At 46.1% G+C, this 15,245-nt stretch carries 15 protein-coding genes; 12 read left to right on the top strand and 3 right to left on the bottom strand.

Annotated elements, in window-relative coordinates; translation table 11 throughout:
* Nucleotides 1–17: 17 nt before the first annotated feature.
* The 9 genes from fabG to C1I38_RS02265 all read left to right on the top strand — a co-directional run bounded on the left by fabG (nucleotide 18) and on the right by C1I38_RS02265 (nucleotide 7,781).
* Complete coding sequence (gene fabG, locus C1I38_RS02225; protein WP_021315831.1) at nucleotides 18–758, top strand: 3-oxoacyl-[acyl-carrier-protein] reductase; 741 nt, start codon at nucleotides 18–20, stop codon at nucleotides 756–758.
* A 15-nt stretch (nucleotides 759–773) separates the two neighbouring features.
* Nucleotides 774–2,015, top strand: a complete 1,242-nt coding sequence (gene fabF, locus C1I38_RS02230; protein ID WP_021315816.1) for a beta-ketoacyl-ACP synthase II — start codon at nucleotides 774–776, stop codon at nucleotides 2,013–2,015.
* A 4-nt stretch (nucleotides 2,016–2,019) separates the two neighbouring features.
* Nucleotides 2,020–2,478, top strand: a complete 459-nt coding sequence (accB, locus tag C1I38_RS02235) for an acetyl-CoA carboxylase biotin carboxyl carrier protein (protein WP_021315813.1) — start codon at nucleotides 2,020–2,022, stop codon at nucleotides 2,476–2,478.
* A 36-nt stretch (nucleotides 2,479–2,514) separates the two neighbouring features.
* Nucleotides 2,515–2,937 (top strand): 3-hydroxyacyl-ACP dehydratase FabZ, encoded by a 423-nt coding sequence (gene fabZ, locus C1I38_RS02240; RefSeq protein ID WP_021315851.1) that lies wholly within the window; start codon nucleotides 2,515–2,517, stop codon nucleotides 2,935–2,937.
* Nucleotides 2,938–2,957: 20 nt separating this feature from the next.
* Nucleotides 2,958–4,307 (top strand): acetyl-CoA carboxylase biotin carboxylase subunit, encoded by a 1,350-nt coding sequence (locus tag C1I38_RS02245; RefSeq protein WP_021315852.1) that lies wholly within the window; start codon nucleotides 2,958–2,960, stop codon nucleotides 4,305–4,307.
* Nucleotides 4,308–4,342: 35 nt separating this feature from the next.
* Nucleotides 4,343–5,239, top strand: a complete 897-nt coding sequence (accD, locus tag C1I38_RS02250; RefSeq protein ID WP_021315802.1) for an acetyl-CoA carboxylase, carboxyltransferase subunit beta — start codon at nucleotides 4,343–4,345, stop codon at nucleotides 5,237–5,239.
* 21 nt (nucleotides 5,240–5,260) lie between these two features.
* Nucleotides 5,261–6,208 carry an acetyl-CoA carboxylase carboxyltransferase subunit alpha gene (locus tag C1I38_RS02255; protein WP_021315847.1) on the top strand — a complete coding sequence of 316 codons (948 nt, stop codon included), beginning with the start codon at nucleotides 5,261–5,263 and terminating at the stop codon, nucleotides 6,206–6,208.
* Nucleotides 6,205–7,023, top strand: coding sequence for a biotin--[acetyl-CoA-carboxylase] ligase (locus C1I38_RS02260; RefSeq protein ID WP_021315817.1), 819 nt, complete (start codon nucleotides 6,205–6,207; stop codon nucleotides 7,021–7,023). The genes C1I38_RS02255 and C1I38_RS02260 overlap by 4 nt, the downstream gene beginning before the upstream one ends.
* A gap of 134 nt (nucleotides 7,024–7,157) precedes the next feature.
* Nucleotides 7,158–7,781: a biotin transporter BioY gene (locus tag C1I38_RS02265; RefSeq protein WP_242831471.1), complete on the top strand. Its 624-nt coding sequence runs from the start codon at nucleotides 7,158–7,160 to the stop codon at nucleotides 7,779–7,781.
* A 258-nt stretch (nucleotides 7,782–8,039) separates the two neighbouring features.
* Here the strand turns inward: C1I38_RS02265 and C1I38_RS02270 are convergent, their stop codons facing one another.
* Nucleotides 8,040–9,296, bottom strand: coding sequence for a CapA family protein (locus C1I38_RS02270; RefSeq protein ID WP_119775739.1), 1,257 nt, complete (start codon nucleotides 9,294–9,296; stop codon nucleotides 8,040–8,042).
* 229 nt (nucleotides 9,297–9,525) lie between these two features.
* Here C1I38_RS02270 and C1I38_RS02275 point away from each other — a divergent pair, with 229 nt between their 5' ends.
* On the top strand, nucleotides 9,526–10,914 hold the full coding sequence (locus C1I38_RS02275) for a citrate/2-methylcitrate synthase (protein WP_119775741.1): 1,389 nt from the start codon (nucleotides 9,526–9,528) through the stop codon (nucleotides 10,912–10,914).
* Between the two features lie 173 nt (nucleotides 10,915–11,087).
* Here the strand turns inward: C1I38_RS02275 and C1I38_RS02280 are convergent, their stop codons facing one another.
* Complete coding sequence (locus C1I38_RS02280; RefSeq protein WP_021315854.1) at nucleotides 11,088–12,224, bottom strand: glycosyltransferase; 1,137 nt, start codon at nucleotides 12,222–12,224, stop codon at nucleotides 11,088–11,090.
* A gap of 180 nt (nucleotides 12,225–12,404) precedes the next feature.
* Nucleotides 12,405–12,854 (bottom strand): Hsp20 family protein, encoded by a 450-nt coding sequence (locus tag C1I38_RS02285; protein WP_021315807.1) that lies wholly within the window; start codon nucleotides 12,852–12,854, stop codon nucleotides 12,405–12,407.
* Nucleotides 12,855–13,373: 519 nt separating this feature from the next.
* Between C1I38_RS02285 and clpP the strand changes: the two genes are divergently transcribed.
* Nucleotides 13,374–14,003, top strand: a complete 630-nt coding sequence (gene clpP / locus C1I38_RS02290; RefSeq protein ID WP_020492387.1) for an ATP-dependent Clp endopeptidase proteolytic subunit ClpP — start codon at nucleotides 13,374–13,376, stop codon at nucleotides 14,001–14,003.
* 281 nt (nucleotides 14,004–14,284) lie between these two features.
* Nucleotides 14,285–15,241, top strand: coding sequence for a UTP--glucose-1-phosphate uridylyltransferase GalU (gene galU / locus C1I38_RS02295; RefSeq protein WP_021315805.1), 957 nt, complete (start codon nucleotides 14,285–14,287; stop codon nucleotides 15,239–15,241).
* Nucleotides 15,242–15,245 lie beyond the last annotated feature (4 nt).

The following is a 15,245-nucleotide window of genomic DNA, read 5'->3' on the forward strand; positions in this document are numbered from 1 at the left end:
CCGGGAGGAGGCAGGATATGCTAAAGGGGAAAACGGCAGTTGTTACAGGTGCCAGCAGGGGTATTGGCAGAGCCATTGCTTTAAAGCTTGCTGAACAAGGTGCGAATATCGCAGTGAATTATGTAAGCAGCGAGCAGGAAGGATTAAAGCTTGCCCAGGAAATCGAAAACCTCGGAGGGCGGGCCTTAGTTCTAAAAGCAGACGTCAGTGTATTCAGTGAAGCGGAACAATTGATTGCGATGGCCAAAGCGGAATTTGGAACCATTGATATCCTGGTCAATAACGCAGGGATAACCCGCGACGGCTTACTCATGAGGATGTCGGAAGACGATTTTGACCGAGTTGTAGAAGTAGACCTCAAAGGGGTGTTCAATTGTACCCGGCATGCCGTTCCTATCATGGTCAAACAAAAAAGCGGCAGAATCATCAATATCACTTCTGTTGTTGGAATTCTCGGAAATGCAGGGCAGGTTAATTATGCAGCGGCTAAAGCCGGTGTGATTGGACTTACTAAATCCCTGGCCAAGGAAATCGGCAGCAGAAACATCACGGTGAATGCTGTAGCCCCTGGCTTTATCGAGACAGATATGACGTCAGGGTTATCGGATAAAGTGAGAGAACTGACCAAAGAGAGCATTGCTTTAAAAAGGTTCGGTAAACCGGAGAATATCGCCGATACGGTTTTATTTCTGGCTTCAGACGCCGGTGAATACATTACCGGACAGGTTATAAGCGTTGACGGCGGAATGGCATTTTAGGAGGAGACCAACAATATGAGAACACGCGTAGTTATTACTGGAATTGGGGCGGTTACTCCGCTTGGCAACGATGCAGCCACATTCTGGCAGGGCATCAAAGAGGGAGAATGCGGAATAGGTCCGATCACAGCCTTTGATACGACGGACCATAAAGTAAAAATTGGTGCGGAGATCAAAAATTTTGATCCTGAAATGCATTTGGACAAGAAAGAAGCCAAACGGATGGACCGCTACTGCCAGTTGGCAGTGGTGGCGGCAGAGCAGGCTTATGAAGACGCGGGTCTGAAAGCAGCCGAGATCGACCCGGAAAGATTAGGGGTTTTGGTTGGATCGGGGATAGGCGGTCTGCTAACGATTGAAGAACAGCACAGCAGACTGACCGAGAAAGGGCCTGGCAGGGTTTCCCCTTTCTTTATTCCGATGGCGATCAGTAATATGGCTTCAGGGAATATTGCGATCAAGCTTGGTGCCAAAGGAATTAACTACAGTATTGTCACAGCCTGCGCTTCGGCAACGCATTCCATCGGGGAAGCTTTCTGGAAGATCAGAGACGGTCAAGCGGATATGATTGTTACCGGTGGTGCCGAAGCCCCGATTACGCCTCTGGCGGTAGCCGGATTTACTTCCATGACCGCTTTGAGCAACAGCAATGATGTCAACAGGGCTTCCATCCCGTTTGACAAGGAGCGGGACGGGTTCGTGATCGGTGAAGGTGCGGGTATTTTGGTTCTGGAATCTTTGGAGCATGCTAGAAAGAGGAATGCAAGAATCTATGGCGAAGTAGTTGGTTATGGAGCTACCTGCGATGCCTACCATATGACCGCACCTGCACCGGGAGGGGAAGGCGCGGCCAGAGCGATGAAGCTTGCCTTAGCTGATGCCGGGATTGGTCCGGACGAAATATCCTATATCAATCCGCATGGAACAGGTACACCGTACAACGACAAGTTTGAGACGGAAGCGATCAAAGCCATATTTGGAGAAAAAGCTTATCAAATACCGGTGAGTTCGACAAAATCAATGACCGGTCATCTACTGGGAGCAGCGGGAGCTATAGAGGCGATTATCTGCGCCAAAGCACTGCAGGAGGGCTTTGTACCACCGACGATTGGCTATCAGGTTAAAGATGAGGAATGTGACCTGGATTATGTGCCAAATTGCGGACGTAACATGGACTTGACCTACGCCCTATCCAATTCGCTTGGATTTGGGGGCCATAATGCTACCATTATCTTAAAAAAGTGGTTAGAGGGATAAAGTGATGGATTTAAAAGAAATTCAAGAACTGATAAAAATGGTCGATGAGTCCGGGCTGACTGGATTTGAGTTAAAGCAAGAGGATTATAAAATTGTTTTAAAGAAAGAAAAGCTTCAGCCCATGTTTCAGCCTGCGCTTCAACCCATACAGAGCTTTATGCCCGGGGCTGCAGCTGGAAAAGAGGCGATGACTCCGGAACATCCAAGTTCTAAAACTGAAGCGCCGCAGACGATCAATGCCCCGATTGTCGGAACCTTTTACCTGGCACCGTCACCCGGAGAGAAACCCTTTGTTAATGTGGGCAGCAAAGTCAAAAAAGGGGATACGCTTTGCATTGTCGAGGCGATGAAGCTGATGAATGAGATTGAAGCTGAAGAAGACTTGCAAATCTTAAGCATTCTGGTTAATGACGGACAAATGGTCGAATTTGGCCAGCCACTGTTTGAAATTAATACCAAGTAGCGGTAAGGCTGCAGCGGAACTATTATGGAGGTAAGGATGCTGAACATCAAAGAGATTCAGGAGATTATTCCGCATCGGTACCCGTTCCTTCTTCTGGATCGAGTCGAAGAGCTTGAGGAAGGTAAAAGGGTCGTTGCTTATAAAAATGTTACGATCAATGAGTATTTTTTTCAGGGACATTTTCCGCAAGAACCGGTAATGCCCGGTGTACTCATTATTGAAGCGCTGGCTCAGGCTGGTGCGGTAGCTTTATTAAAAATGGAAAAATATCAGGGCAAGCTCGCTTATTTTACCGGAATTGACAATGCCAAGTTCCGAAGGAAGGTATTTCCCGGTGATGTGCTGAGACTGGAAGTAGAGATCATAAAAATCAAAGGCCCTGCCGGCATTGGTAAAGCCCTTGCCACGGTTGACGGGGAAAAAGCTGTCGAAGCCGAAATTAAGTTTTTTATCAGTTAATAAAGTTGGTGGGTGAAAACTTGTTCAAAAAAATACTCATTGCCAACAGAGGCGAAATAGCGGTCCGGATTATTCGGGCCTGCAGGGAAATTGGAGTTACAACAGTTGCGGTTTATTCGGAAGCTGACCGGAACTCCCTGCATGTAGATCTTGCTGATGAGGCGGTTTGTATCGGACCGGCCAGAGCAAAGGACAGCTATCTGAATACCAAGAATATTATTAGTGCAACGGTTCTGACGGGCGCGGAAGCCATCCATCCAGGATTTGGCTTCTTAGCAGAAAATAGCAAATTTGCTGAGATGTGCAAAGCGTGCCATATCGCATTTATTGGTCCTGACCCGGAAGTGATTGAAATGATGGGGAATAAAGCAAAGGCCCGGCAGATCATGGGTCAGGCGGGAGTCCCTCTCGTTCCCGGTATTGAAGGTGTGTTGGCCAATTTTAAACAGGCAGAGGCTTCTGCAGAGCGTATTGGCTATCCGGTTATGCTGAAGGCATCGGCCGGCGGTGGAGGCAAGGGTATCCGGATTGTCTGGAGCCGGGATGAACTGAAAAAAGCTTATGATATGGCCAAGAAAGAAGCCCAGGCTGCCTTTGATGATGATTCGATGTATTTAGAGAAATATCTGGTGGAGCCGAGACATATCGAATTTCAGATTCTGGCGGACCACTATGGAAATGTCATTCACCTCGGAGAAAGAGACTGTTCGATCCAACGCAGAAATCAAAAAGTCATCGAAGAGGCTCCTTCAACCGTTCTGAGTGATGAGCTCAGGCAGAAAATGGGGGATACTGCTGTCCGTGCTGCTCAAGCGGTAGGTTATAAGAGCGCCGGGACCATCGAATTTTTGCTCGACAACAACGGTGACTATTACTTTATGGAAATGAATACCCGCATCCAGGTTGAGCATCCCGTAACCGAACTGGTTACAGGAATTGATATTGTGAAGGAACAACTGAAGATTGCCTCGGGAGAACAGTTAAACATCCGACAGGACGATGTACAAGTCCACGGACATGCCATTGAATGCCGAATCAATGCCGAGAATCCCGCACTTGGATTCAGGCCGTCCCCCGGTAAAGTGAATATCCTTTTCTGGCCCGGAGGAAATGGTGTAAGACTGGACAGCGCACTCTATAGCGGCTATGATATCCCGCCGACCTATGATTCAATGATTGCGAAACTGATTACGCACGGCCAGGACAGGAATGAAGCCATCGGTAAAATGCGTAGGGCCTTGGATGAATTTATCATTGAAGGTATTGACACGAATATTGAATTCCTGTTTCAGATTCTGAATAACCCGAAATTTATCCGCGCAGAAATTGACACATCCTTCATTGCCAAAGAATTTGACTATGGAGCGTAATGACAGCCATAAAAAAATGATTACGGTTGGTGCTCATGTTTAAATTGAACAGGGTTTTTAAGAAACCGCGTTATCTAACCATACAACAGAATAATAGTCAGCCGGTACCGGCGGAGATAGAAGGGCAGAGGGAAAAGAGTGTTTTGCCTGCTATTCCAAACGGACTGTGGACAAAATGTCCGAATTGCGGAGAGACCGTCTATACAAAGGATCTCAGTAATAATCACAAGGTCTGTGTCCGCTGCGGCTACCATTTCAGGATGGGAGCCTGGGAAAGAGTCGAGTTGATCATGGACACAGGAACATTTAAAGAAATTAATCAGGATATGAAAAGTGTTAATCCGTTGGACTTTAATGGTTATGCAGAGAAAATTAGCACTGGTCAGGAGAAAACGGGTCTTTCGGAAGCCGTACTGACAGGGTATGGCAAGATTCATGGTCAGGATGCTGTGATTGCGGTGATGGACAGTAACTTTATGATGGGCAGCATGGGCTCGGTCGTCGGCGAGAAAGTGACCCGGGCGTTTGAATTTGCCGCTGAAAGGAAAATGCCGATCATTGCTTTTACTGCTTCAGGCGGGGCCAGGATGCAGGAAGGGATGTTTTCCTTGATGCAGATGGCCAAAACATCTGCAGCCGTTGGCAGACACAGTCGGCAGGGAGGACTGTATATCGCGGTTTTGACAGACCCGACAACGGGCGGCGTCACGGCCAGTTTCCCGATGCTGGGAGACATTATTTTAGCAGAGCCGGACGCGTTGATCGGCTTTGCCGGCAAAAGAGTCATTCAACAGACCATCAGGCAGGAGCTGCCGGAAGGCTTTCAGAAAGCAGAATTTCTTTTGGAACACGGTTTCATTGATAAAATCGTGGCCAGAGAGGACCTCAAATTAACCTTGTCTCGCCTGATTAAGCTTCATTACAGGCGTTAAGCAAAAAGACGGAGTGTGGCTATGCTCGAGCGGGAAAAAGAATTAGCGGAACTGAATAATAAACTGCGTGATTTGAGGAAGCTTGCGGAAGATAAGCAAGCCGACTTTTCATCAGAGATTGAGGGATTAGAAGAGAAGCTTACCAGGATGAAAGAGGAAGCATTCTCAAATTTGACGGCGATGGATAAGCTGACCCTGTCCCGAATGGTGGAAAGACCCACCACGCTCGATTATATCGAGCGGATTTTTCACTCCTTTATTGAGCTGCATGGAGACCGGATGTATCGGGATGATCCCTGCATTGTCGGCGGCGTTGCCAGACTGGGGGACCTGCCGGTAACGGTCATTGGCCAGCAAAAAGGCAGAAATATCAAAGAAAATGTCAAAAGAAATTTCGGGATGACAAATCCCGAAGGTTACCGCAAAGCGTTAAGGCTTATGAAGCAGGCGGAAAAATTTCATCGGCCAGTGATTTGCTTTATTGATACACCAGGCGCTGATCCTGGTATCGGCGCGGAGGAACGGGGCCAAGGGGAAGCAATCGCACGCAACCTGATGGAAATGGCCAGCCTGCGGACGCCTGTTATTTCTATTGTTCTGGGAGAGGGAGGCAGCGGCGGGGCGTTGGCCCTGTCGATCGCAGACGAGATCTGGATGCTGGAGCATTCGATCTATTCCATACTGTCTCCGGAAGGTTTTGCCAGTATCCTTTGGAAGGATTCCTCCAGAGCGAAAGAGGCAGCCCAGATCATGAAGATTACTGCGCAGGATTTGCAGCAAATGGGCCTAATCGACAAGGTTCTGCCGGAGCCTATGGGCGGTGCCCATCATGATCCTGAGGCTATGGCTGCCGTGATCAAGGAACATTTGTTAAAGGTCCCGTTCAGGACTATGCTGGAACAGCTCGACGATGTTCTTGAAAGGCGTTATCAGAAATACCGCAGGATAGGGGCTTATACCGAGTCATGAACGAATCTCTCAGCCCTGGAAAAATAACGCAATATCTTCGGACAACTTTTCTAGGAAGAAAGATCCTTTGTTTTGACGTGCTGGATTCCACCAACAGTGAAGCAGCCCGCAGAGCTTTGGCTGAAGAAGAAGGAACCGTGATCATCAGCGAACAGCAGACGGCAGGCCGGGGACGTTTTGGACGAAAGTGGCAGTCACCGGGAGGCAAGGGGATTTGGATGTCAATCATTTTAAAACCTCAACTGCCGCCGGATGTGATACCCCAGCTGACGCTGACCGGCGCAGCGGCAGTATGCCTGGCAGTGGACGAAGCAGCTATTTCTTTCCCAGGAAGAGGGATTACTATCAAATGGCCAAATGATCTATTCCTGAACGGAAAGAAGGCCGGAGGGATTCTGACGGAAATGTCGGTCAGCAGCAGGCGGACCTCGGTAGTGGTGATTGGCATTGGTCTGAATGTGAACCTTGCTGAGACGGATTTTCCTGATGGACTGAATTCTACAGCGACTTCTTTACGTCTTGAGACGGGCAGGGAACACGACAGGGCCAGACTGACAGCCGGAATCCTGAATGGGTTTGAACCACTTTACCTGGAATATCTCAGCACGGTTGATTTAGGCAGGACCTTAACCATTTGCCGGGAGCGTTCCGAAGTCATAGGCAGAAAAGTGGTCCTCGAAAACAGGGAGGGGCCGGCGCAGACAGCTGAGGTAATTGACCTCGGACCTAAAGGGGAATTGATCGTGAGGCTGGTGCAGACCGGAGAGATCAAAGCGATCATCTCGGGAGAAATTACTGTGGCCCTACACGATTAAACGAGAAGTACGTTCGCGTTTCCCGAAATGAATACAGTATTTACATAGAAAATGGCATTGAAAACGAAGCGTCCTAATGATATAGTACTGAGAATATAGTTTATTACATGAGAGAACAGAACGGAGGAATGATGATGATTCAAAATTTGCATACGCTCGAAGTTTACCGTCAAAAACGTTTGTCCTATTTCCAATGGCGCACGCAGTCAACGACGTTTGCCAAAATTGCTCTGGCAGTAAGTCTTGCCTGCCTGACCGGCCTGCTTGCGCAGGTAAAAATCTACCTGCCATTTACCCCTGTACCGTTGGTAGCTTCCCAGCTCGGAGTGATCCTGGCCGCCGTGCTATTGGGCAGAAAATGGGGCGGTATCAGTATGGCAATCTATGCTGTCGGCGGTTTGGCAGGAATTCCGTGGTTTGCGGGTTTCAAAGGCGGCGCGGCGGCGCTTGCCGGGCCGACAGTTGGTTATGTGTTCGGTTTTATCCTTGCAGCCCTGTTTATCGGCGGTATGATTGATTCCAGAACCCAAAACCGTAAAGCTTTGCCTCTGACCGGCATTATCCTTTTTGCCCAGCTTGTCCTCGTCTATGTTCCGGGGTTAATATCCCTGACCTTATGGCTCTGGTCGACCGGACAGACAGTTACCCTGGCCGGAGTCCTCTTGATGGGCTATATACCCTTTATTGTCGGAGATATTCTGAAGTCACTCGTCGGAGCAGCGGCTGCTAAGGCCATTGTCCCGATGGAAAAATACTAGCACAGCGTCCATTTGGGTTAACATTTGATTAAAGCAGCACTTCAATAATAATAAGTACAAGAATAATGACAACCAAGAACGCTGCACGCTGACCATATTTAAATGTATAGGCGTACATGCCGGATCCCTCCTGCGATTTGTAAGATATTTGATTTATTTTATTCTATGAAGGCAGGGAGATCAAGGTGATAAAGATAAACCTATGGACATATGAACATATGCACATAGGTTTATCTTTTGTGGTTTTTAATTCTTTCATTAGTCGGATTGGGATTCGAATTCTTTTCCTGCTTCTGGCATTAGTTTCTGCACAGTATCCCTGCAGAACCGGATCCGTTCCAGATCTGCATCCTTCAGAAGGGGATACAGTCCCGGATTATCCAGCGCAGCTTTGGCTGGTATAACCTCATAAATCAATTGATTATTCAGGCGTTTTTTATTCACCCAAGTAGGAACGGCATCCGCCTGGAGAACCTGATGGGTGTGATCTGGATATACCCTGATTGTCACATTGGCGATAATCCCCTGTTCAGTATAAATGTTATCGACGGTTTCCTGACGCTGATCGGAGATGAAATTTCCCTGAGAATAAAAAACCGGAACAGTTCCATTGTTGTCTGTGGCCAAAAATACCAAGGGCTGGAGCACATGCGGATGACCCCCAAAAATCACATCTGCGCCGCAGTCAGCCAGTACGGAGGCCAAGTCCTGCTGAAAAGTACTAGGCAGTCGCTGATATTCATCTCCCCAGTGCATACACAAAATGACAATCTCTGCTCCGGCCTGTCTTGCTTCAGCAATTCTTGCCTTAATGACTTCCACTGAACTGTCAAAATCCTGCGGGTCAAAGGTATCCAACAGTCCGGTCATGTTGACAGGAAGGATTAGACCATTGATGCTCAGGCTGCCATCGTTTTGCGGATAGCCGTAGCCAAAATTGACAAACGCCACTTTGACACCTTTGATGTGTTTGATGACATAGGTGGTTTCCTTCTCGGTAGCCTTGACACCGATAATATCCAGTCCCTTGTTTCTGACAACATCGATCGTCCGGTAGAATCCGGTGATATCCTGATCTAAACGGTGGTTGTTAGCCGCGGTTACAATGTCGACGCCTGATGTTTTGAGCGCGTCAATGATCGAATCGGGGGTATTGAATTTAGGATATCCTGAATAGCCCTGTTCAGGCCCAGCCAGCGAGGTTTCCAGGTTGGCCACGGCCATATCGGCTTTTTCAAGATACCGTTTAACATACTGAAACTGGCTGCTGAAATCATACAAACCTGTTGAAGAATCGTAAGCGGCCATATAGACCGTGTTATGAATCAGGATGTCGCCGACGGAAGCGATAGAGATATCCACATAGGAAGGCTCCGGCTCCGATTCCGGAAGCGGCGAAGGATTCGGAGGCTTTTGAAACGAGATCTGGTTGGCATATTGGTAGGCGATCATACCGCCAGCAATGAATACGGCAGCGACTGTGCAGAGGAGGATAATCAGGAGTCTTCTTTTCATAAGCATGACCTCAAAGGGTATTTTTATCAATTTTTGATCATAGATTTTTGAGTCATAGTCTGGCCTTGTTAGACTTGTCTGCGAATAGGATGGTTGCTTTTAGTCATTATAATACATTTACTTCAAAGCGAAAACCAATTATAATGACAGGAAGAATAAATGATGAATGTTGCCGCTAAAAGGCTTGGTGCCAGCCGAGCTTTCTTTATGGTCCAGAGGAGGTAGGGGAATGGAACAAACAGAGTTCATACAGTTCGAACAATTTGAAACAAAAATGTTTAAAGAACTGACGCAGAAAGCGATAGACAGCAGTAAAATTAATCCTGAACTATATAGTAAATATCAAGTAATGAGGGGTTTGCGTGATCTCGAAGGCAAGGGCGTACTCGTCGGTCTGACCGAGATTGGTGAAGTGCACTCTTATATCATAGACGAAGGAGAAAAGATCCCTGTTCCGGGAAGATTAACCTATAGAGGTATCGATATTAATGACATCGTCGACGGCTTTATCAAAGATGAAAGATACGGTTTTGAAGAAGCGACCTATTTGCTTCTTTTCGGGCATCTTCCGAATGCCGAGGAGCTGAAGGACTTTGAACAGATGCTGTCGGCATATCAAAAGCTGCCCGAGGACTTTGTTCGGGGCACTATCCTTAAAAGCCCAGGCAAGGATATTATGAATATGTTGGCCAGGAGCATCCTGAGCCTGTATTCCTATGATGACAACCCCGATGACAATTCCATCGAAAATGTCCTGAGACAATGCATGAAGCTGATTGCCTGGATGCCTTTGCTGGCCGTGTATAGCTATCACTCCTGTGCGCACTATCATGGAAACAAGAGCCTGTTCCTGCACAGTCCGCTGCCCCATCTCAGCACAGCAGAAAATATTCTTCATATGCTCCGTCCAGACAGCAAATATACGAAGCTTGAGGCGGCTCTGCTGGATATTTCCCTGGTCCTGCATGCCGAGCACGGCGGCGGGAATAATTCAACCTTTGTTACGCATGTCATTACCTCGACCGGTTCGGACACTTATTCGGTAATGGCTGCCGCTATCGGCGCTTTAAAAGGGCCCAAGCACGGAGGAGCAAATATTAAAACTTATGATATGCTCGAAGATATCAAACGGAATGTCTCAGACTGGCAGGATGAGGATGAAATTAAAACTTATCTGACTAAAATCATCAATAAACAAGCCTTTGACCGGTCTGGCCTTATTTACGGAATAGGCCATGCCGTCTACTCAATTTCCGATCCGAGGGAAGTCCTGCTTAAAGAATACGCCGGGAAGCTCGCTCAAGAGAAAGGTCTAGCTGAAGAGTATGATTTATTCTGCAGAGTGGAGAAACTTGCTCCCGATATTGTTCTGGGCCATAACAAGTCAGGCAAGGTCATCAGTGCTAATGTGGACTTTTATTCCGGCTTTGTCTATAAAATGCTGGGGCTTCCACTGGAACTGTTTACCCCGATCTTTGCGATCTCCAGAATGTCAGGATGGAGCGCCCACCGGATCGAAGAGATTGTGAATAATGGGAAAATCGTTAGACCGGCCTATAAAAGCGTTACTCCAAGGCGAGAATATATTCCGCTTTCCGGCAGGAATCTTCAAAAATAAACGGCTACATAAAACCAGAGACTAGGCTATGCAATGTACATCCAGCGACAAGCGGAGCACGGATTGCGCAGCCCTACCTTCTTTGGTTTCTTTGTCTTTTAATATTAAAGAAGGCGGTGTCGCCAACTACTTTAGTAGTTTTGCAGCACCGCCTTGCTTTTTGCGTAGAAATATTAACTTTGATGCGCTCTCTGATATTCTTTGACTTGAGGGCTTTCATACAGCAGCTGATCAGCCAACCCTACGATACTGCCCGGAGAAAGCTGTCGGGCTAAGTCCGAAGCATTCTTACGCATTTCTTCAAGTAAACCGGGATTTAGACAGAAACTGTCGATCAGGGGATTAAGTTCGGAGATCTTTGATGTTCTGACAGCAACACCTGATTTAACTAGAATCTCAGTATTTTCTTCTTCCTGTCCCGGAATAAAAAATGGAATAATGATGGGAATATTTTTATTGATTGCTTCTGAAACAGTCAGACCGCCGGGTTTTGTAATAATCACATCGGACTGGTCCATTAGATCATGAATGTTTGATGTAAAACCGTAAATGACGACATCTTTGCCGTTAAAAGTACCTGCGTACTTTTTCGCAAGATCAGTCCACAGCTTACGGTTGCTTCCGCATACAACCAGGACACGAAGATGATGCCGGTTCTCCATAAGCGTTTTCAGGCATTTTCTGATATAGGGGATGCCCATGCTCCCACCCATGATCAGCAGTGTAAATACGTCATTATTTCTGATAAGGCGGGGCTGGCGAAATTCTTCCCGTACCGGAATACCGAAAATGTGTATTTTGTTTTCAGGAACACCTTTTTCCGTAAGCGTATCTTTGGTGTAAGGTGAACCAACAATGTAGGCATCAACAAAACTATTCACATAAAACTGATGGGCCATATAATCTGTAACCAGCGAAATAAAAGGCAGATTTAAGCGTCCGGAAGCCTTCAAATAAGAAACAACACTGACATGAAGAGGATGGGTAGTAATAAGCAGGTCGGGCTTGTACTCCTGAATCAGCTGTTCGATGACATTATCCATGGTCCTGTTTAAAATTCTTTTGACATTTTTATTTAAAAACTCGTTATAGGTAATCTTATATAGTTTCCCGTACATTTTCGGTAATCTTGTTGCGAGTATATGATAACCGTCATCGATAAGGGCTTCCATGATCCAGCTTTCTTCTTTTTTTAAGGGTTCTACAATCCGGACGGAATAGCCTGAAGCTTCAAGCTCCTTTTTCAGACAGTCTGCAGCCTGATTATGTCCGTGACCTGTAGATGCAGAGAAAATCATTACTTTAGGCACGAATTAATTATTCTCCCTTCGAAAGCATAAGATGCTGAAAGTTGTCCTTTTATATTATAACAGCTTATGGTCGATAACCAACAAAAATTTATTTATTATTTTTTGGTAGAAAAAAAGCAGTACACTCTTTTTTTCATTGTGTCCTGCTTTAGAGACCGTCTGTGGGCGCAGTCTTGCGATCTAATGCTGAAACTCAATCTGAACAGACTTTTTCTCCCTGTTCTCTGTCTTGGGCAGAAATACATTCAGAACGCCGTTTTTATAAATTGCCCTGACATTATCACTGGAAACGGCCGCCGGAAGAGAGACGGAGCGGCGAAATTGACCGGTATACCTTTCTTTTTTGTGTAGCCGGTCTTCCTGGATCACGTGCTGTTCGCGGTTTAAAGTGCCGCTGATGGTTATCATGTTGTTTTCAATCTGAATGCTTACATCTTCTCTTCTCTGCAGTCCTGGCAGATCGCAGGAAACAATGATTTCTTCGTCGGTTTCATAGACGTCGGTAAATGGAACAGCTAAGCGCGGAGTAAACTCGTCTTCGAAAAGATTAAATGGGAAGCTATAAAGCCTATTGATTTCACGGCGCAATTGATCTGCATTCCGCATTGGATGGAACGGTATAAGATTCATACTTTCAAGCCTCCAGTACATTTATGGGATTGATAACAAGTACTTTTTTTCAAGCATACTAGTAAATACTCAAATATAGGATTGCGTTAAACTCCCGGGTTGGCCTGTGCGCCACAATTCCACTTTCGGCTGTTGTGCCATCCATGGCGCAAACAGCCGCGCTCCGCCTCCATGCTCCGCTTGACGCTGGAATTGTGGCCCCCAGACCTCATTTAGGGTAATCAAGCTTGCATGAATAATTTGAGCAGGGAATTTGAGAACGTCATACTAGGATTATTTTAACCGGAAAGATGATATATATTCTGTTCGGATGTTTAGACAAACGCACGATTGGTAATTAATCAAAATAATATAAAAAAATTATTATATGAAAGAAAGAAATCATTATATGAAAGAAATCAAATGATAGAACATAAACAAAAAAAGACCAAAATTCACCCAAATAATTTGACCTTTATTGACCTTTGTAATAAAATAGAGGCATATCAAAATTAACAATCAATGATGGAGGGAATAAATATGAGTTATCTTATCCCGATGGTAGTTGAACAAACGAATCGCGGTGAACGTTCTTACGACATCTATTCTAGGCTCCTCAAAGACCGTATTATCTTCTTGGGCGGAGCAATCGATGATAACGTTGCTAATGTTGTCGTTGCGCAATTGCTTTTCCTGGAAGCAGAAGATCCTGAAAAGGACGTTTTCCTCTATATCAACAGCCCTGGAGGGTCCATTACTGCCGGGATGGCCATCTACGATACGATGCAGTACATCAGGCCTGATGTACAGACTATTTGTATTGGAATGGCCGCCAGTATGGGTGCCTTCCTGCTTGCAGCCGGAACGAAAGGAAAACGTACGGCCCTACCCAATGCTGAAATCCTGATCCACCAGCCGTTAATTGCAGGGGGAGGTTTATCGGGGCAGGCTACAGAAATAGAAATTCACGCCAAACAATTGCTGAAAACGAAAAACAAAATGAACAGGATTCTCTCCGAAAGAACTGGCCAGCCTTTGGAAAAAGTCGAACAGGATACGGACCGTGACTACTATATGTCCGCTGAAGAAGCCAAAGAATACGGAATTGTTGATCGGGTGCTGGAAAAAGCAGCACTGCTCGAGCAAAAAAAGAAGAACCCGCTAAAATAAAATCTCTCAAGGAATAAGTCTTAATTTCCATAAGAGAATCTTGAAGAAAATCTTGGATATCAAAACGCCTCATTTGAGTCAATCATTTGAGGCGTTTGACGTCCACGGATGGACTAATGCCGCGGTTCCATGGAGGGAAAGGAGCGGCAAGTCCACGGATGGACTAATGCCGCGGGAAAGAGCAACCATCAGAAAAAAACATAAAACTTCAATAAATTCGGCATACTAAACCCAGATTGTCGGAAAACGACCAAAGCAACAACAAATAAGGAGGAAAAATCTTGCAGAAAATTCGTAAAGCAGTCATACCAGCGGCTGGATTGGGTACAAGATTTCTTCCTGCAACCAAAGCTCAACCCAAAGAAATGCTGCCAATTGTGGACAAACCGACCATTCAGTACATCATTGAAGAAGCGGTCCACTCCGGTATTGAAGATGTCATTATTGTCACAGGAAGAAACAAGAGAGCCATCGAGGATCATTTTGACCGTTCTGTAGAACTTGAACTATTTCTAAAAAACGGAGAAAAGTCCGAACTGCTCGATATGGTCAAACATATTGCTGAGATGGTCGATATCCATTATGTCCGTCAAAAAGAAGCTCTGGGGCTCGGTCATGCCGTCTACAGCGCTAGAAGATTTATAGGTAATGAGCCGTTTGCCGTTCTTCTGGGAGATGACGTGATCTATTCGGCTGAGCCTTGTCTAAAACAAATGATCAGGTACTACGAGCTTTATAACAGCAATCTAATTGGCGTACAGGAAGTACTGCCGACAGAAGTGTCGAAATACGGGATTATTGATGGCAGCAGAATATCCCCGAGACTGTACAAGGCGGAAACGATGTTTGAAAAGCCGGCTCCACAAGAAGCGCCTGATATTCCACTTGCGATCATGGGCCGGTATATTCTTAATCCGGAAATTTTTGATATCCTCGCGGAATTGCCTCCGGGAAGAAATGGAGAAATTCAGTTGACGGATGCGATTGCACAGTTGAGCAAGGTTCAGGATGTGTATGCCTACAATTTTGAAGGGAAAAGATATGATGTCGGGGACAAACTTGGTTTTGTCAAAGCAACCATTGAATTTGCGTTAAGACACGAAGAAATTGGCGAAAGCCTGATGGATTATCTAACCGATATTGTCAGCCGGTATCAAAAAGGAGGTCAGGAGCTTCGCCTGCTTTCGGCAGACAATCATTTGGACAAACTTTATGATATTATGAAGAATTACAGTTAACCAG

This window comes from Dehalobacter sp. 12DCB1 (assembly GCF_004343605.1).
GTDB lineage: Bacteria > Bacillota > Desulfitobacteriia > Desulfitobacteriales > Syntrophobotulaceae > Dehalobacter.